Origin of the sequence: Streptomyces solicamelliae (assembly GCF_045348655.1) — a bacterium.
GTDB lineage: Bacteria > Actinomycetota > Actinomycetes > Streptomycetales > Streptomycetaceae > Streptomyces > Streptomyces solicamelliae.
In genome coordinates, this window is sequence record NZ_CP160404.1 from 6,103,811 (window position 1) to 6,122,220 (window position 18,410).

General features: G+C 74.2%; 16 protein-coding genes. 13 read left to right on the forward strand and 3 right to left on the reverse strand.

Annotated features, from left to right (window positions below):
* Positions 1–3: 3 nt before the first annotated feature.
* The 9 genes from ABZO31_RS28190 to ABZO31_RS28230 all read left to right on the forward strand — a co-directional run bounded on the left by ABZO31_RS28190 (position 4) and on the right by ABZO31_RS28230 (position 11,213).
* Entirely contained in the window at positions 4–627 is a 624-nt protein-coding gene (locus ABZO31_RS28190) for an isochorismatase family protein (RefSeq protein ID WP_406864112.1), read from the forward strand.
* On the forward strand, positions 624–2,528 hold the full coding sequence (locus ABZO31_RS28195) for an anthranilate synthase family protein (protein ID WP_406864113.1): 1,905 nt from the start codon (positions 624–626) through the stop codon (positions 2,526–2,528). The genes ABZO31_RS28190 and ABZO31_RS28195 overlap by 4 nt, the downstream gene beginning before the upstream one ends.
* A gap of 23 nt (positions 2,529–2,551) precedes the next feature.
* Entirely contained in the window at positions 2,552–3,388 is an 837-nt protein-coding gene (locus ABZO31_RS28200; protein WP_406864114.1) for a PhzF family phenazine biosynthesis isomerase, read from the forward strand.
* 61 nt (positions 3,389–3,449) lie between these two features.
* Positions 3,450–4,094 carry a phenazine biosynthesis FMN-dependent oxidase PhzG gene (gene phzG, locus ABZO31_RS28205; RefSeq protein WP_406864115.1) on the forward strand — a complete coding sequence of 215 codons (645 nt, stop codon included), beginning with the start codon at positions 3,450–3,452 and terminating at the stop codon, positions 4,092–4,094.
* A 65-nt stretch (positions 4,095–4,159) separates the two neighbouring features.
* On the forward strand, positions 4,160–5,773 hold the full coding sequence (locus tag ABZO31_RS28210) for a D-alanine--poly(phosphoribitol) ligase (RefSeq protein ID WP_406864116.1): 1,614 nt from the start codon (positions 4,160–4,162) through the stop codon (positions 5,771–5,773).
* Positions 5,774–5,845: 72 nt separating this feature from the next.
* Positions 5,846–6,892, forward strand: coding sequence for a ketoacyl-ACP synthase III family protein (locus ABZO31_RS28215; RefSeq protein ID WP_406864117.1), 1,047 nt, complete (start codon positions 5,846–5,848; stop codon positions 6,890–6,892).
* 35 nt (positions 6,893–6,927) lie between these two features.
* Positions 6,928–7,185, forward strand: a complete 258-nt coding sequence (locus ABZO31_RS28220; protein ID WP_406864118.1) for a phosphopantetheine-binding protein — start codon at positions 6,928–6,930, stop codon at positions 7,183–7,185.
* Positions 7,186–7,222: 37 nt separating this feature from the next.
* Positions 7,223–8,623, forward strand: coding sequence for an FAD-binding oxidoreductase (locus tag ABZO31_RS28225; protein WP_406864119.1), 1,401 nt, complete (start codon positions 7,223–7,225; stop codon positions 8,621–8,623).
* A gap of 4 nt (positions 8,624–8,627) precedes the next feature.
* Positions 8,628–11,213 (forward strand): helix-turn-helix transcriptional regulator, encoded by a 2,586-nt coding sequence (locus ABZO31_RS28230; RefSeq protein WP_406864120.1) that lies wholly within the window; start codon positions 8,628–8,630, stop codon positions 11,211–11,213.
* On the opposite strand, the gene ABZO31_RS28235 is transcribed toward ABZO31_RS28230, so the two are convergent.
* On the reverse strand, positions 11,192–12,199 hold the full coding sequence (locus ABZO31_RS28235) for a helix-turn-helix transcriptional regulator (protein ID WP_406864121.1): 1,008 nt from the start codon (positions 12,197–12,199) through the stop codon (positions 11,192–11,194). The genes ABZO31_RS28230 and ABZO31_RS28235 overlap by 22 nt on opposite strands.
* A gap of 86 nt (positions 12,200–12,285) precedes the next feature.
* Between ABZO31_RS28235 and ABZO31_RS28240 the strand changes: the two genes are divergently transcribed.
* The gene (locus ABZO31_RS28240; protein ID WP_406864122.1) at positions 12,286–13,683 is read left to right on the forward strand and encodes an FAD-binding oxidoreductase; all 1,398 of its coding nucleotides are present in this window, start codon (positions 12,286–12,288) and stop codon (positions 13,681–13,683) included.
* Positions 13,684–13,797: 114 nt separating this feature from the next.
* Positions 13,798–14,253, forward strand: coding sequence for a hypothetical protein (locus ABZO31_RS28245; RefSeq protein WP_406864123.1), 456 nt, complete (start codon positions 13,798–13,800; stop codon positions 14,251–14,253).
* Positions 14,254–14,289: 36 nt separating this feature from the next.
* On the opposite strand, the gene ABZO31_RS28250 is transcribed toward ABZO31_RS28245, so the two are convergent.
* A complete protein-coding gene (locus ABZO31_RS28250) occupies positions 14,290–14,637 on the reverse strand; it encodes a hypothetical protein (protein WP_406864124.1) in 348 nt (115 codons plus the stop codon).
* 233 nt (positions 14,638–14,870) lie between these two features.
* On the opposite strand from ABZO31_RS28250, the gene ABZO31_RS28255 reads away from it, so the two are divergent.
* Together ABZO31_RS28255 and ABZO31_RS28260 are read left to right on the forward strand one after the other, a co-directional pair.
* Positions 14,871–15,971: a phenazine antibiotic biosynthesis protein gene (locus ABZO31_RS28255; protein WP_406864125.1), complete on the forward strand. Its 1,101-nt coding sequence runs from the start codon at positions 14,871–14,873 to the stop codon at positions 15,969–15,971.
* The gene (locus ABZO31_RS28260; protein WP_406864126.1) at positions 15,971–17,365 is read left to right on the forward strand and encodes an aldehyde dehydrogenase family protein; all 1,395 of its coding nucleotides are present in this window, start codon (positions 15,971–15,973) and stop codon (positions 17,363–17,365) included. The genes ABZO31_RS28255 and ABZO31_RS28260 overlap by 1 nt, the downstream gene beginning before the upstream one ends.
* A 62-nt stretch (positions 17,366–17,427) precedes the next feature.
* Here the strand turns inward: ABZO31_RS28260 and ABZO31_RS28265 are convergent, their stop codons facing one another.
* On the reverse strand, positions 17,428–18,315 hold the full coding sequence (locus tag ABZO31_RS28265; RefSeq protein ID WP_406864127.1) for a LysR family transcriptional regulator: 888 nt from the start codon (positions 18,313–18,315) through the stop codon (positions 17,428–17,430).
* Positions 18,316–18,410 lie beyond the last annotated feature (95 nt).

Here is an 18,410-nt window from a genome sequence, read left to right on the forward strand (position 1 = left end):
GCCATGCCCGGCATACCCACGATCGAGTCCTACCCGTTTCCGACCAGGGGCGACCTGCCCCCCAACACGGCCCGGTGGACCCCCGACCCGGACCGCGCGGTCCTGCTCGTCCACGACATGCAGCGCTACTTCCTCGCCCCCTTCCCGGCCGACGTGCGCGGCCGACTGGTCGGAAACTCCGCCGCGTTGCGCAACCGCTGCGCCGCCGCCGGGGTGCCGGTGGCCTACACCGCCCAGCCCGGCGGCATGACCGAGCAACAGCGCGGTCTGCTCAAGGACTTCTGGGGCCCGGGCATGCGCCCGGAACCGGCCGACCGCGCGGTGGTCGACGAACTGGCGCCCGCCGACGGCGACTGGATGCTGACCAAGTGGCGCTACAGCGCCTTCTTCGACTCCCCGCTCCTGGAGCGGATGCGCGCGGCGGGCCGTGACCAGATCGTCCTGTGCGGGGTCTACGCGCACGTCGGCGTCCTGATGACCGCCGTCGAGGCGTTCACCCACGACATCCAGCCGTTCCTCGTCGCCGACGCCGTCGCCGACTTCAACGAGCACTACCACCGGTTGGCCGTGACCTACGCGGCCGAACGCTGCGCCGCCGTCGTCACGGCAGAGGAGGTGTTCGCATGACCGGGCCACGCGCCACCGCTCCGGCGGCGGCAGGCGACCTGATCGGCCGCGTCCTGGCCGGCCACCCGGCCCCCTTCGCCCTGCTGCACCGGCCCGAGGCCGCGGGCGCGGACACCGTCGACGTACTCGTCGGCGACCTGTCGATGCCCGAGACGCTCGCGGACATCGACCTCCCGGACGGGCCGGGGCGGACCGCCGGGGCACACCACGAAGTCCTCGCGGTCATCCCGTACCGACAGGTCGGGGAGCGCGGGTACGCGGTGCCCGACGACGGCGCCCCGCTGCTCGCGCTGACCGTCACCGGCCAGCAGCGGCTGCCCCTCGCCGAGGTGCTCTCCCGCCTGCCGCGGGTGCCGACCGTGCTGAGCGGCGAGCACTTCGACGTCGCCGACGACGCGTACGAGGAGATCGTCCGCAGGGTCGTCGAGGACGTCATCGGCACCGGCGAGGGCGCGAACTTCGTCATCAAGCGCTCCTTCGTCGCGGACATCACCGACTACGGACCGGACAGCGCGCTGTCCTTCTTCGGCCGGCTGCTGGAGCGGGAGGCGGGCGCCTACTGGACCTTCCTCGTCCACACCGGCGAGCGCACCTTCGTCGGCGCCTCGCCCGAGCGGCACATCAGCGTCCGCGCGGGCAAGGCCGTGATGAACCCCATCAGCGGGACGTACCGCTACCCGCAGAGCGGGCCCAGCCTGCCGGAGGTCATGGAGTTCCTCGAGGACCGCAAGGAGACCGACGAGCTGTACATGGTCGTCGACGAGGAACTGAAGATGATGGCCCGGATCTGCGACGCGGGCGGGCGGGTCGTCGGCCCGTACCTCAAGGAGATGGCCCGCCTCGCGCACACCGAGTACTTCATCGAGGGACACACCACCCGCGACGTGCGCGAGATCCTCCGCGAGACCATGTTCGCGCCGACGGTGACCGGCTCGCCGCTGGAGAGCGCCTGCCGGGTCATCGGCACGTACGAGCCGGACGGGCGCGGGTACTACAGCGGAGTCGCCGCGCTCATCGGGCGCGACGAGCACGGCGACCGGGCCCTGGACTCGGCGATCCTCATCCGCACCGCGGACATCGACCGCGCGGGCCGGCTGCGCATCGGGGTGGGGGCCACCCTGGTTCGCCACTCCAACCCGGGGTCGGAGGCCGCCGAGACCCGCGCGAAGGCGTCCGGCCTGGTCGCCGCGCTGGAGTCCGGTGACGCCGCACGCTTCGCCGCCCACCCGGGCGTACGCGACGCGCTGGAGCGGCGCAACGAGCCACTGTCGGACTTCTGGCTCCGGGACACCGGCGACCGCGCGGAACCCCTGCCCGGCCCGGCCGGCCGCCGGGTGCTGATCGTCGACGCCGAGGACACCTTCACCGCCATGATCGGCCACCAGCTCCGCGCCATGGGGCTGGACGTGACGATCCGGCGCTACGACGAGGAGTACGCCTTCGACGGCCACGACCTCGTCGTCATGGGGCCGGGTCCCGGCGACCCGAACGACCGCGACCACCCCAAGATCGCGCACCTGCGCGCGGCGGTGGCGGCGTTGCTGGACCGGGGCGGCCCGTTCCTCGCGGTCTGTCTCAGCCACCAGGTGCTCAGCCTCGCGCTGGGCTTCCCGGTACGCCGCCTGGACGTGCCCAACCAGGGCGTGCAGAAGGAGATCGACCTCTTCGGCCGACCTGAACGGGTCGGCTTCTACAACACGTTCGCGGCCCGGAGCACCGAGGACAAGGCCGACGTCGACGGCATCGGCGTGGTGGAGGTGAGCCGGGACGCCGCCACCGGTGAGGTGCACGCGCTGCGCGGCCCGCACTTCGCGTCCCTGCAGTTCCACGCCGAGTCGGTGCTCACCCAGGACGGCCCGCGCATCGTCGCCGCCGCCGTGACGGACCTGCTCCGCCCATGACCACAGACCAGCCGGAGACCCCCATGCATTCCTACGTCGTCGTCGACGCCTTCGCGACCCGACCCCTGCACGGCAACCCCGTGGCCGTCTTCCTGGACGGCGACGACCTCACCGCCGAGCAGATGCAGCGCATCGCGGCGGAACTGCACCTGTCGGAGACCACCTTCGTCCTCGGTCCGAAGCAGGGCGGCGACGCCCACATCCGGATCTTCACGCCCGTCAACGAACTCCCCTTCGCGGGGCACCCGTTGCTGGGCACGGCCATCGCGCTCGGCAACCGCACCTCGGCGGACCAGCTGAAGCTGGAGACCGCCATGGGCCTCGTCCCCTTCGAGCTGGTGCGCCGGGGCGGCGTGGTCACCGCGGCCTGGATGCAGCAGCCCGTACCGGTCTGGGAGCCGTTCGAGCAGTCCGAGGAACTCCTGGCCGCGTTGGGCGTGGCGGACCCGGCGCTGCCCGTGGAGGTCTACCGCAACGGCCCGCGCCACGTCCTCGTCGGCCTGGGCAGCGTCGAGGAGCTCTCCGCCCTCAGCCCCGACCATCGCGCCCTCGCGCAGTTCCCCGACATGGCGGCCAACTGCTTCGCCGGGTCGGGGACCCGGTGGCGCAACCGGATGTTCTCGCCCGCGTACGGCGTCGTCGAGGACGCGGCCACCGGCTCGGCGGCCGGACCCATCGCCATCCACCTCGCGCGGCACGGGCTCATCGAGTACGGGCAGCGCATCGAGATCACCCAGGGCGTCGAGCTGGGCCGGCCCTCCCCGATGCGCGCGCTCGTCGAGGGAGCCGGTGACCAGGTCGTCTCCGTCGAGGTGGGCGGCGACGGCGCCGTCGTCATCGAGGGGACGCTGCGCCTGTGACCGCCGCACCCGTGACCACCGCACCGTCCGGCCACCCCACGCCCGCCCCACGGAGACACGCATGAGCAGCACCAGGTCGGAGACCCTGACCGGGTCGGTGGAGATCGCCTTCCCCGAGTTCGCGACCCCGCCGACGGAGCCGATGGGGCTGTTCGCCGCCTGGCTCGAGGAGGCCGAGCGCCGCCGGTTCCGCGAACCGCGGGCGCTGGCCCTGGCCACCGCCGACGCCCGGGGCCGCTGCTCGTCCCGGATCCTGGTGGTGAGCCGGGTGACCGGCGAGGGACTCGCCTTCGTCACCCACCAGGGCAGCCGCAAGGGCCGGGAGCTGGCCGCCAACCCGTGGGCCTCCGGCGTCCTGTACTGGCGGGAGAGCAGCCAGCAGATCACCGTCGCCGGCCCGGTCGAACGGCTCCCCGACGCCGAGGCCGACGCCCTGTGGGCCGCCCGCGCGGAGTTCACCCACGCCATGTCGACGGCGTCCCGGCAGAGCGAGCCGCTGGACGGACTCGGCGCGGTCGCGGAACTCCGCGAGCGGGCCGGACGCCTGGCCGGGGGAGGACCACTGCCCCGGCCGGACTCGTTCACCGCCTATCACCTGCGGCCGGAGAGCGTGGAGTTCTGGGCGAACGGCACCGGGCGGCTGCACGAGCGGCTGCGCTACGACCGGTGCGAGGGCGGCTGGACCATCAGCCGACTCCAGCCCTGACGGCCCTGACGGCCCTGACCGACCGCCCTTTCGACGACTCATTGAAGCGGAACGCGAGCACACCCATGCCGGACCATGCCTCTCACTTCCTCCACAGTGGCTTCCACTCCTCCGCGCGGGCCCATCCGGGCCGCCCGGCCCTGCTCCTCGACGGACGCTCCTGGACGTACGCGGAGCTGGACGCGGTGGCCCGCCGCTGGGCCGCCGCGCTCATCGACCTGGGGAAGCGGCCGAAGCGGGTGGGGCTTCTCGGCCACCGCAGCCTCGTCACGTACGCGGGTTTCCTGGCGGCCCTCTACGCCGGAGCCACGGCGGTGCCGCTGAACAAGAAGTACCCGGTCGCCCGCAACAAGGACATCGCCGAGCGCGCGGGCCTGGACGTGATCATGGCCGACGACGGTTCGGCCGGACAACTCGCCGCGCTGCTGCGCGAGATGGCGGAGGCCCCGCCCGCCCTGCTGCCGGACACGGACGAGGCGCCCTCGGGTCTGCCCGCCGGCGCCCAGGTCGTGACCCGGGCCGGTGCCGAGGACTGCACGCCGCTGTCCGAGCCGGTGTTCCCGGACCCGGACGACATCGCGTACCTGCTGTTCACCTCCGGCTCGACCGGCCGCCCCAAGGGCGTGCCCATCTCGCACGCCAACGTGGCCTGGTTCGTGCGCGTCAACGCCGAACGCTACGGGTTCACCGAGGATGACCGGTTCACGCACACCGCCGACCAGACCTTCGACCTGTCGATCTTCGACCCGTTCCTGGCCTGGGCCGGTGGCGCGTGCCTGCTGCCCATGGACTCCCACCAGTTGCTGTCGCCGCTCGGCTTCATCCGCGACCACGGCATCACCGTCTGGCTGTCGGTGCCCTCCGTCGCCGCTCTCCAGGCGCGCAGGGGGCTGCTCGAACCGGGCAGTCTGCCGTCCCTGCGCTGGAGCCTGTTCTGCGGCGAGGCGCTGCCGGCGCCGGTCGCCCGGGCCTGGCAGGAGGCGGCTTCGACGTCGGTGCTGGAGAACCTCTACGGTCCCACCGAGGCGACCGTCGCCTGCCTGGTGCACCGCTGGGACCCGCACACCTCACCGGACCGGTCGGTCAACGGGATCGTGCCGATCGGCGCACCGTACCCGGGCATGGAGGCCGCGGTGCTGGCCGCGGACGGCACCCCGGCGGCCGACGGCGAGACGGGCGAACTCTGCCTGTACGGACCGCAGGTGTTCGCCGGCTACTGGAACGCCCCGGAGCTGACCGAGGGCGCCTTCCACACCACCACCGGGGACGACGGAGAGCCGCGCAGGTGGTACCGCACGGGTGACCTCGCCCGCAGGACCGCCGGCGGGGAGTACGTGTACATCGGCCGCCTCGACGCCCAGGTGAAGGTCCTCGGCCACCGGATCGAGACGGGCGAGGTGGAGGCGCACCTCCTTCAGCAGCCCGGAGTGGCGCAGGCCGTGGTGCTGGCCGTTCCCGGCGAGGGGGGCGGCGACGCGGTGCTGGCCGCGGTCGTCTCCGGCGACGGCATCGACATGGACGCGGTGGACGAGGGGCTGGGGGAGTCCCTGCCCCCGTACATGATCCCGCTGACCTACCACCTCCTGGACACCCTTCCGCTGAACACCAACGGGAAGGTCGACCGCAAGTCCCTGCGCGAGCAGGTGATCTCGGGGGAGCTGGAGCCGTTCCCGCTGTGACCTGCGACGCCAGGGACAGCTCACGGACGAGCGACTGAGCAACGACAGCGGCCATCGGAGAAGGGGACACCAGTGAAGGTCGACAACATTCATCTCGCGGGCATCGGCACGTACGTGCCGGCGACCGTGCCCATGGCGGAAGCGGTGCGGCAGGGCTGGGTCGACAGCACCGCGGCCGAGGAATCGGGCATCACCGCCGTCGCGGTGGAAACGGAACTGCCGGCCGTGGACATGGCGGTGCACGCGGCCGGGAAGGCGGTCGAGCAGTCCGGCCACCGGCCCGAGGACTTCGCCGCCCTCCTGCACAGCGGCGCCTACTACCAGGGCCCCGAAGGCTGGTCGGCGCCGCACTACGTACTGAACCGGACGCTGGACCGGCCCGTCGTCGCCACCGAGATCCGGCACGGCTGCCTGTCCGTGCTGACCTCGCTGCGGCTGGCCGCCGGGCTCCTGGCCACCACGACGGACAGCGAAGCGGTCCTGATCACGGCCGCGGACAACTTCTCCACACCGCTGGTCGACCGCTGGCGGGACTCCGAGCACGCGATGTACGCGGACAGCGGCGCCGCGCTCGTGGTGTCGACCCGCCCGGGGTTCGCGCGCCTGCTCGCGGTCGGCTCGCGGTCCGAGTCCAGCCTGGAGGACATGCACCGCGGCGGCGAGCGGCTGCTGCCGCCCGCCCGCCACGCGGACCGCCCGATGTACGTCGCGCCCCGCCTCCAGGCCTGGGCCGAGCGGCCGGGGGCCCGGCCGCTCGACATGATCGAGGCGGTGTCCCGGTTCGGCGCACTCGTCGCCGAGACCGCCGAACAGACGCTGGCCGAGGCGGGCGTCGGATGGGACGACATCACCCGGGTCGCGCACATCGGCTTCAACGAGGACGCCCTGCACGCGATGATCCTGGACCCGCTGGAGACTCCGGCCAAGGTCGGCACCTGGGAGTACATCAGGACCATCGGGCACGCCAGCGTCAGCGACCTGGTCCTCGGCCTGGCACACCTGTGGGAGACCGGCCAGGTGACCGAGGGGGACCACGTGCTGCTCGTGGGAGCGACGGAGGGCATGGAGGCCGGCTGCGCCGTCGTCCGGATCACCGCGCCGCCCGCCGCCCGCGGCTGACCCACCCCTACCCGTACTGCTGAAAGGCCATCGTCATGACCAGCGTGACCACGCTCACCCCCGCCGAGATCAGGGAGGCCGTCGCGGCGGTGCTCGGCATCGCACCCGAGGAGATCGCCGACGACACCAACCTGGCCGAGCTGGGGCTGACGTCCCTGCGGCTGATGCGGCTCAGCGGCCGCTGGCGCCGCGGCGGCCTGGACGTGGACTTCGCCACGCTCGCCGTCGAACCCACCGTGCGGGCCTGGGCGCAGCACCTCGGTCCCGACCGGATCGCCCCCTCCGCGGGCTGAACGCACAGCGACCGTACGACCGAAAGGAACGCCCGCCATGAACAGCGCCACCGCCGCCGACGGCACCGGAGCGGCCGCCCGGCTCGGCGAACAGGTCCGGGGAACGGTGCTCGGGCCGGGCGACCCGGGCTTCGACGCCGGATGCTCGGGGTTCCAGACCGACTACCGGCACCGGCCGTCCGTCCTGGTCCAGGCCGCCGGAGCCGACGATGTCGCGGCGGCCGTGGCCCACGCCGCCGCCCACGGGCTGCCGGTGGCCGTGCAGGCCACCGGACACGGGCTGTCGGTCCCCCTCGACGGCGGCGTGCTCATCAGCACCGCCCGGATGACCGGGGTCACCGTGGACCCCGCCGCGGCGACCGCCCGGATCGCCGCGGGCACCCGCGTCGGGGCGGTCGTCGACGCCGCCGCGCGCTACGGCCTCGCCCCGCTGAACGGCTCCTCGCCCGACGTCAGCGCGGTCGGCTACCTCCTCGGAGGCGGACTCGGCCTGCTGGGACGGCAGTTCGGCTACGCGGCCGACCACGTGCGCGCCGTCGACGTCGTCACCGCCGACGGCTGCCACCGGCACGTCACGGCCGAGCGCGACCCCGACCTGTTCTGGGCCCTGCGCGGAGCCGGGGCGAACTTCGGCGCGGTGACGGCGGTCGAGATCGACCTGGTGCCGGTGAGCCGCATCTACGGCGGTGAGCTGACGTTCGACACGGCCCGGTCGCCGCACCTCCTGGAGGCGTACCGGCAGTGGACCGCGACGCTGCCCGAGGAGCTGACCTCCTCCGTGTCGACGATCGACTACCCCGACGTGGCGGCGTTCCCCGGCCACTGGCGGGGCCGCCACGTCGCCCATGTGCGCATCGCGTACACCGGTGACTCCAGGACCGGCGAGGAACTCGTCGCGCCCCTGCGCGCCGCCGGGCCCACGCTGACCGACACCCTCGGCGAGATGCCGTACACCGAGTGCGCCGACATCTACCACGACCCGCCGTACCCGCACGCCTACCTGGGCGACAACGTCCTGCTGCGGGAGTTCGACGCGGAGACGGCCGCTTCCCTCGCGGAGAGCACCGGACCCGGCGCGCCGGTCATGTGCGTGCTCGACGTCCGTCACCTGGGCGGCGCGCTGGGCCGCCCGCCCGAGGTGCCGAACGCGGTGGGCCACCGGGAGGCGCGCTACCTCGTACGCGTCCTGACCCCGCTGGACGGGACCGACCTCGATGAGGCACGGGCCACCCACCGCAAGGTGCTGGACGCCCTCGCGCCCGCCCGCGTCGGCAGGTTCCACAACCTGGTGTACGGGGGCTGTGCGGACGGTGCGGCCGACGAGCCGCCCGTGGACTACTGGGAGCCGGCCGACCACCGCCGGCTCGCCGCGCTCAAGGCGCGCCACGACCCGGCCAACCTCTTCCGGTGCAACCGCAACATCGTGCCCGGCCGGTGAGGGGATGACCGCACACGCCGCGGACGCCGTGGCGCGCTGGCCCCTGCGGAACCGGGAGTCCGAGCTCGAAGCCGTCGAAGGGCTCGCCGCCCGGGGCCGGGGCCTCCTGCTGACCGGCCCGCCCGGGGTGGGCAGGACCCGGCTCCTCGCGGAGGCCCTCGGGCGGCTGCGGCCGGACGGCGCGGCGGCGGACGGCCGGAACGGCGACCTCGACGGCGGGGCCCGACCGTACGCCGTGCTGGGCGTCGACGACATCCACCGGCTCACCTCGGCACGCGCCGAACCGCTGGCCGAGGCGGTACGGGAGGGCCGGGTGCTGCTGCTCGCGACGGCGCCGGCCGGCGTTCCGGTGCCGGCGGCCGTGGACGAGCTGTGGCGGGACGGCCTGCTGGAGCACCTCGAGCTCGCCGCCTTCGACCGGGCCGGCGCCGCGCGCCTCCTGCGGGCCAGGCTGGGCAGCCACGTCGCCACCGACACCACGGCCCGCCTGTGGGAACTGACCGGCGGCAACGCCCTGTTGCTGACCGAGCTCACCGAACAGGCCGTCGCCGAGGGCACGCTCCGCCCGGCCCGGGGGCTGTGGCGCTGGGAGGGGCCCGCCGGAGTGCCGGGCGGCCGGGCCGCCGAGACCGCACGGCGGATGCTGGGCGGACTCGACCCCGACGAGCAGGAAGTGGTGGCCGTACTCGCCCTGGCCGGGCCGGTGCGGGAGGACCTGCCGCGGCTGATTGACCTGGCGCCCGCGGCGGAGCGGCTGAACCGCAGGGGCGTCGTGGTCGCGGAGCGGACGGGCCGGCGGCTGCGCCTCGGTCAGCCGCTGTGCGGCCACGCCGTCGTCGCCGGCCTGCCGCCGCTCACCGCCCGCAGGCTCCGCCGCGAACTCGCCGACGAACTGGACCCGGCCGGAGCGGCACGGCCGTCCGCCGACACCGACCTCGACCTGCTGCGGGCGGTGTCCCTGCGGCTCGATGCCGGGCGAACCCCGTCGGCCTCCCGGCTGCGCGCGGCGGCGGCGACGGCGCTGCGGTGCTGCGAGTTCGGTCCGGCCGAGCGGTTCGCCCGAGCCGCGCTCGGCGACGGCCGGGCCGCCGACGCCGGGGCGCCCGATCCGGCGGCCGCGCTGCTGCTGGGCCGGGCCCTGGCCGGGCAGGGACGACACGCCGAGGCCCGGACGGCGCTGGCGGCCGCCGACGGCCGGTCGGCCGACGTCCTCGCCGCCCGGATCGGCAACCTCGCCTGGGGACTGGGCCGGATCGACGAGGCCGCGGGCCTCGCCGACCGGTGGGCGCAGCGGGCGCCGCACGGACCGGCACGCGGACTCCAGGAAGTGGTGAGGCTGTGGCAGGACCGGCTGCCCGACGTGGCGGCGACGGGTGACAGGGTTCCGCGCGAGACGTACGCGGCACCGGCGCTCCAGTCCTGCGTACCGCTCGCCGCGTTCGCCCGCACCGAACTCGGTGACCCGGCCGACGCATGGGCGATGCTGGAGCGCTGCCCGGCCGAGACCTGGCAGGACGAGGCGGGGCACGCGCACCGGGTGGTGAGCGCGCACGCCGCGCTGGAGTGCGGCGACCTCGCGCGGGCCCGCGGCGCGCTGGAGCGGCTGCGGCGCGCCGACCCGCCCTGGGACGTACGCCGTCGGCTCCGCGCCGATGCGCTGTGGGCGCGTCTGCACCGGGAGACGGGACGAGCGGCGGACGCGGTGGCGCTGCTCCGGCGGGCCGCCGCGGTACCGGACGGGCCGGACTGGTTCACCACCCGGGCCTGGGTCCTGGCCCAACTGGCCGGAGCCCTCGCCGAGTCCGGGCAGACCACGGAGGCCGTCCGTACCCTGATCGAGGTGCGGACGGCGGCGCGGCGGGCCCTGCCCTACCCCCTGGCCGACGACTCCGCCGTCCTGGAGGAGGCGCTGGTCCTGGGCCGGTCGGGCGACGGGCCCGGGGCGCTGCGGCGGGCCGGGGAGGTGGCGCGGCGGGCGGCCGCGGCGGGGCGGCTCAGGACGGCGCTGGCCGCCCTGCACCTGATGGCGCGCCTGGGCTCGGCGGGTCCGGCGGCGCAGCAGCTGGACGCGCTCGGCGACTTCGGCGGCGTCGGTGAGGCCGCAGCCGCCGGCGCGTTGCGCGCCGAGCACATCCGCGCGCTCGCCCGGCGGGACGGTGCGGTTCTCGACGAGCTCGCCGACCGCTTCGCCCGACTCGGCGCGTACCCGCTCGCCGCGGAGTGCGCGGGCCAGGCGCACCAGGTGTGGCGGGCCGCGGGCCGCCACCGGGCGGCCCGGGCCTCACTGGCCGGGAGCCACCGGCACCTCGCCGCCTGCGCCGGCACCACGCTGCCCGGCTGGGCCGTGGCAGCCGACCGCCCACCGGCCCCGGACGGCAGCGCGCTGACCGCCCGCGAGCGCGAAGTCGCCGCGCTGGCCGCCGGGCGGCTGACCAACCGTGAGATCGCCGCCCGGCTCACGGTGTCGGTCCGCACCATCGAGAACCACCTGTACCGGATCTACGGCAAGCTCGGTGTCACGTCCCGGGCGCTGCTCGGTGAACGCCTCGGGCCCGAGGCGGCCGCGGCTCAGTCCGCGCACGGCTGGTAGAGCGAGGACAGGCCGGCCAGGACCCGGGCCAGTTCCCGCAGGGCTTCCGGGGGGCCGAGCACCTCGACGTCCGTGCCGAACTGGAGCAGTTGGCGGACCGCGGCGGGAACCGGGTACATCAGCTCCGCCGTCACCCACGCGTCGTCGCCGGAGTCGGGGTCGGAGCCGTCGCCGGTGTCGTCGCCCGAGGCCGGCGAGGCGGGCCCGAGAAAGTGCGCGCCGGTGATCCGCCGGACCATGTCCAGCCGGTGCCGACGCACGCGTACCGTCACCCGCGTCCCCCCACTTCGGCCCTCCACCTCCTGCCGGAGCTCCTTCCACACCTGCGCCAGCTCCAAGCCCTCGCGGCGGCGCACCGGTTCGGCGGTCACGGTGGCGGCCGAAATCCGCTCGGCCCGGAACAGCCGAGGCCTGCCGTCGTGGTCGGCGACGAGGTACCAGGTGCCGGCCTTGGAGACCAGGCCGTACGGATCGACCGTGTAGAAGTTCCGTGTCGTGCTGCCGCTGTGCCGGTAGCCGATGCGCAGCCGCCGGTCGGCCAGCACCGCGGTGTGCAAGGCCTCCAGGTCGGACTCGTCGCGCGGCCCGGCCAGCCAGCGGTCGGGGTCGATCAGGACGCGGCGGCTGCTCAGCTCGGCCGCCGGCCGGTGCGGTGCGGGCAGCGCCGCCATCATCTTGCGCAGCGCCGAACCGAGGGCCCGGTCGAGCCCGAGCGCCGAGTGCGCGCTCTCCCCGACGAGGACGAAGAGTGCCCGTGCCTCATCGGTGGTCAGCCCGGTCATGTCCGTACGGAAGCCGGGCAGGAGCCGGATCCCGCCGTACTTGCCGCGCTCCGCGTAGACGGGCACCCCGGCCGCCGACAGCGCCTCGACGTCGCGGTAGACGGTGCGGACCGATACCTCCAGCCGTTCGGCGAGCTCGGTCGCCGGGATCAGATCGCGTTGTTGCAGCAGAAGCAGGGTGGACAGCAGCCGGTCGAACTTCATTTCCCGAGTCTCCTGCATACCTGACGGCAGGTGTCAGGTTTCAGCCTCATGATCGGGATCGCTGGACGAAGCGAACGGAGAACGCTGTGAAGCAGAACGACATCGATGCACTTGTCGCCCAGGTCGCGGGCCCGGTGTTCCGGCCCGGCGACGAGGGGTACGACCAGGAGCGGACGGGGTTCAACCTCGCGGTGCAGCACCGGCCCGACGTGATTGTCGGCGCCACCCGGGCGGAGGACGTCCAGGCAGCGGTCCGCTTCGCCGGGCAGCACGGGCTGCCCGTCGCCGTCCAGGCCACCGGGCACGGCTACTCGGTGGCGGCCGAGGGCGGCCTGCTGATCACGACCGGCCGGATGACCGGAGTGGAGGTCGACCCCGAGGCGCGCACCGTGACCGTCGAGGCCGGCGTCCGGTTCGAGCAGGTCATCCCGGAGACCGCCCCGCACGGGCTGGCCCCGCTGAACGGCTCGGCACCGCACGTCGGCGTCGTCTCCTACGTCCTGGGCGGAGGGATCGGCCTGCTGGTGCGCACCTTCGGGTACGCGTCCGACCGGGTCCGCAGCATGGACGTGGTGACCGCCGACGGCAGCCTGCGTCACGTCACCCCGGACGGCGAGCCCGACCTGTACTGGGCGCTGCTGGGAGGCCGGGACAACTTCGGCATCGTGACGCGGCTGGAAATGGGCCTCGTCCCGGTCGCCAGGCTGTACGGCGGCGGCATCTTCTACGACGCCGAGGCCGCGCCCGACGTCTTCCGGGCGTACCTCCGCTGGACGGCGGGCCTGCCGCGGGAGATGAACTCCTCGGTGGCGCTGATCCCGATGCCGGACGACGAGGACGTGCCCCCGCCCATGCGCGGCCGCCACGTCTACCACGTGCGGATCGCCTACACCGGCAGCCAGGAGGAGGGCGAGCGGCTGGTCGCACCGCTGCGTGACACGGCCGGCCCGGCGCTCTTCGAGGCGCTGGGGGAGATGCCGTACACGGAGAGCGCGTCCATCCACGACGACCCGCCGGTGGCGGTGCCCTTCCTGCGGGAGGTCGCCCTGTTCGAGGAGTTCGGCGAGGAGGCGCTGGACCTGATCCTGAAGCACGCCGGGCCGCAGGCGCCGGTGCCGTGCGTGGTGGAACTGCGCCACCTGGGCGGCGCCCTGGCCGATGAGCCCGCGCACCCCAACGCGGTGGCGCACCGGGAGGCGCAGTACCTCCTGTCCGTGGTCACCCTCCTGTTCGGTGTCACGGAGCAGGACACCCGGCCGGTCGTCCAGGGCCTCTTCGACGCGCTGGAGCCCTGGAACACCGGCAGCAGCCTGAACTTCATGGGCCACGGCGAGAACGCCGGCCGGGACCAGGTCCGTACCGCCTACGCGTCCGAGGCGCTCGAGCGGCTGGGTGAGATCAAGGCGGCCCACGACCCGGGCAACATCTTCCGCCTCAACTACAACATTCCCCCGGCGGGCGACGGCGCGGCCACCACGAGCTGACCCGCCCCCGCTCCCTCCGGCCGCCCCTCCGGCGGCCGGCCCTGAACTCCCGTCCCGGCGCCACGTCCCCCGAGCGCCGGGACGGGTTCCCCCTTTTCCTCCCTGGAGTCACCGATGAACCCCTCGCCCTCTTTCGCCGACGGTCTGTCGGCCGGTGCGGGCCGCGACGCGCACGCGGACGGGCCCACCGGCGGCCGACTGCGCCGGCTGATCGCCATGGACGCGGCCGGCATGGCCGTGGTCGGCGTCGTCTACCTGGCCGCCGCGTCCCCGCTGGGCAGCCTGTTCGGCCCCGGCACGGTCCTGGTGGCGGTCGTCGGCGCCGCCATGCTGGCTGCGGGAGCGGGCATCGCCCTGGTGGCCAGGCTTCGCCCCCTCCCGCCCGGCGCGGTGTTCGGCGTGATCGGCGGCGGCGTGTTCTGGATCCTGCTGAGCCTGGCCGCCCTCGCCCTCGGCCTGCTGGAGCTGACCACCACCGGCCTGGTGTGGACCTGGCTGCAGATTCTGCCGGTCGCCGTCTTCGCCTCTCTCCAGGCCCTCGGCCTCCGCGCCCACCTGCACGCCCGCTGAAGCCCGGGCTCCGGCGCGGCGGCAGGTGTCGCGGGGTCAGCTCGGGCGCGGGGGTGCGAGGGCCAGGCCGAGGCCGGCGAGGGAGGGGAGGCCGTGGTCGCCCTCGACGGTCGCCTCGACGTCGAACCACTCCCGGAAGTCCAGTGGCAGGCCGATCAGTTCGCCCGCGCTGCGCGGCAGTACGGCCGCTTCGGCCGCCTCCTTCGACTCCCAGACCATCACGGCGCCCCACCGGTTCTTCTCCGGGTCCGACACCCACACCTTCAGCAGCAGGCCGGGTATGTCCGACCAGTGCTGCTCGGCCTCCTCGCGCAGGAACTCACGCAGCGTCTCCGCGGAATGCCGTGACTCGGTGAGATCCCACCAGGCGATCATGGCCTTCATCGGGCAATACCTCCCTCTTCCGACGGCCGGTCCACTCAGCGTACGAGCGGTGCGACGGCACCGGCGGCCGGTACTCAGGGCCCGCGCCGCCTCCTGGTGGCCCCGGGAGTTGAGTACCGGCTACTCATGTGCCCGGGCGGTCCCGGGTGGTCGACTGCCGGAATCCGGCAGTTCGGCTTCGGCCCGGCGGCGGGGCCTCTCCCCGACGGGCCCGCCCTAGTAGAGGAGGACACGTGGCGCGTGCAGATCTCTCACCCCTGGACCTGCCCCATGACGCGGACCCGGACCCCGACGAGGTCGTCCGGGCCGCGATGCGCTGGCACTTCAGCCCCGAGACCGGCACCCCCTTCTGGCTCAGGCGGGCGGCCTCCCTGGGGTTCGACCCCCTCACGGACGTCAAGGGCCACGACGACCTGACGCTCTTCCCCAACGTCGCCAACGAGCTGCGGGACGTCCCCGCCGCCGACCTGGTGCCCCGCGGCTACGGCGAACACCCCGACATCGTCGGGGTGTTCGAGAGCGGCGGCACCACCGGCGCCCCCAAACGCGTGGTCTGCCCGCGCGACTGGCTGGACAAGCTCGTCGCCTGGAGCAACGCCAACCTGGACGTGCACGGCTTCCCGCGCGGCGTCGACTGGCTCGGCCTCACCCCGTCGGGACCGCACATCGTCGGCGAGATCTTCCGCCGCTCGGCGGTCACCCACGGCCGCTACGGCTTCCAGGTCGACCTCGACCCGCGCTGGGTGAAGCGGCTCATCGCCGGCGGCAAGGGCGCCCAGGCGGACGCCTACGCCGAGCACGTCGTCGACCAGGCCGCTCACATCCTGCGTACCCAGCCCATCGGCGTGATGACGGTGACACCACCCCTGCTCGAACGCATCGCCCAGCGCGAGGACCTGGTCGAGCTCATCAACGAGAAGGTGCGTGCGATCCGCTGGGGCGGTACCCAGATGGACGCCGACACCGAGCAGCTGTACCGCACGGAGATCTTCCCCGACACCGTCCTGTACGGCCACTACGGCAGCACCATGATCCTCGGCATCGCCGGCCAGCGGCACGGCACCCCGCCGGGCGAGCCGTGCGTCTTCGACACCTTCTCGCCGTACATCACCTTCCGGGTGGTGGACCCGCAGACCGGCCGGCCGGTCGGGTACGGCCGGCGCGGACAGGTCGTGATGCACCACGTCAGCAAGGCGCTGCTGCTGCCCAACAACCTGGAGCGCGACACCGCGGTCCGCGTCCCCGCCCCGGCCGGCCGCATCGGCGACTCGGCGGCCGGCATCGCGCCGGTGGAGCGCTTCGACAACGAGACCGTCATCGAGGGGGTCTACTGATGGACACGGCACCGCAGGACGCGAAGGAGCCCGAGGTGCCCGTACTGGACGCCCTGGGGCCGTCCGGCGCGTACCGCACGCACAACCGCCAGGAGGTCCGGGACGTCACCGGCGCGGTCATGGCCGAACTGAGCCTGGCCCCCGCGCTGTTCGTCAACCGCACCATGAAGGCGCTGCGCGCCGCCTCCCCGCTGCCCGCCGCGCAGCGGGCGGCCGCGCTGGCCCGGGCCGGCGACCTGTTCGCGAACGCCCGCCTGGGCGGCATGACGCCGGAGGAGTACGAACGGGCCGTCACCCGGGTCTCCGGACTTCCGGTGTCCGTCGTGCGCACGGCCACCCGCACGTGCGCCGCCCGGGTCGGCGAGGCCTACCGCAGCGTTCAACTGGCCCGGCCCGCCGGAGCCGTGGCCGACTGGCGCGACCCGCTGGCCCGTACCGGACAGGCGCTGTGGACCCGGCGCGGCGAGGTGCTGGCCGTCCACGTGCCGGGCAACCACCCCGGCACGCACGGCTTCTGGCCGGAGGCCCTGGCGCTGGGCTACCGCGTCGCCGTGCGCCCCTCGGCCCGCGAGCCGTTCACCGCGCACCGGCTGGTCCTCGCGCTGCGCGAGGCCGGGTTCGGCGACGATCAGGTGGCGCTGCTGCCCTGCGGGCACGACGCGGCCGACGCCATCGTCCGGGGCGCCGACCTCGCCTACGGCGGTGACGAGATCATCCGCCGGTACGCCGACGACCCGGGCGTGCTGTCGCTGCGGCCGGGCCGCTCGAAGATCCTGCTGACCGCCGGCACCGACTGGCGCGAGCACCTCGACATGATCGTCGATTCGGTCGTCCGGCACGGCGGCAGCGGATGCGTCAACGCCACCGCGGTGCTGGTCGAGGGCGACCCGGCACCGCTGGCCGGAGCCGTCGCGGAGCGGCTGGCCGCGCTGCCGAACCTGCCGCCGTCCGACGACAGGGCCCGTCTGCCGGTCCAGCAGACCAAGGCGGCGCGGGCGTTGGAGTCGTACGTGCTCGAACGCGCCCAGGGGACTCGGGCGTGGCTGGGCGGCACCGGCTTCGTCGACGAACTCGGCGACGGGAGTGCCGTGCTGCGCCCCACGGTCCATCAGCTGGACTCCGCCGACGCCCCGCAGCTCGGGGCCGAACTGCCCTTCCCCTGCGTGTGGATCGCTCCGTGGAGCCGGGCCGACGGCATCGAGCCGCTGCGCGACACGCTGGTCCTGACGGTCGTCACGGAGGACGAGACGCTCGTCGACGCCCTGGTCGCGGAACCCACGATCAGCAATGTGCACGTCGGCGGACGGGCCACGCACTGGCACCGTCCGGGACTCCCGCACGACGACTACCTGGGCGAGTTCCTGATGCGCAGCAAGACGCTGGTCCGCGTCTGACGTCCCCGGGGCCGTGCGGACGTGAGCCCCGCGTGACCGCCGGCCCGGCCGCCGTGCCACCGTCAGGGGGACGGCAGGACCGCGCTCGCGAGGTCCACGAAGGCCTGGCCGGCGGGGCTCGCCGGCCGCTCCGCCGACCACGCGAGCGCGACCCGCGCGCGGATGCGCGGCGCCACGATGTCCAGGCCCCGCAGCCGGTCGCCGTGGCTGCGGGCGAAGGGCGCCGGCAGCACCGCGACCCCGAGCCCGCGGCCGGCCAGCTCCACCAGCCGGTGCGGGTCCCCCGCCTCCATCGTGACCCGCGGCCGGAACCCGGCCGCCTCGCACGCCTCGTCCAGGCCGGTGCGCGCGCCCGAGCCCGGCGGCAGACAGATCAGCGGCCGGTCGGCCAGGTCCGCCAGCGCCACCTCGCCGCCCGCCGCCAGCGGGTCCTCCGGCACCACGGCCGCCACCAGCGCCTCGTCCACCACCAGGCGGGTGTGCAGTCCCTCGGGCGGCCGCGTGCCCGTACTGATCAGCGCCGCGTCCAGCCGACCGTCCCGCAGCCCGGCCGCCAACTCGTCGGAGGACGCCTCGGTGAGCCGGATCTCCACCTCCGGATACGTCCGGTGGAAATCCGCCAGCAGGTCGGACACCGGCACCGAGGACAGGGACGTCACGATGCCCGCGGTCAGCCGGCCACGGACCAGCCCCGCCAGCTCGTCGAGCGCCAGCCGGGCACCGGAGACCGCCGACAAGGCCGCCCTGGCATGGGGCAGCAGGGTCGACCCGGCCTGCGTCAGCCGCACGGCGGGACCGGTCCGGTCCAGCAGCTCCTGGCCCAACTCGCGCTCCAGCCGGCGGATCTGCGCGCTGACGCCCGGCTGCGCGACATGCATGCGAGCCGCCGCCCTGGTGAAGCTCCGCTCCTCCACCACGGCGAGGAAGTACTCCAGTTGACGCAGCTCCATAACCGTTCATTCTACGGCTCAGACGATCACGTTATTGGTCCGGCCCCCGGCCCGCGGCACACGATGACGGTGCTCGACAGGGCGGCAATTCAACG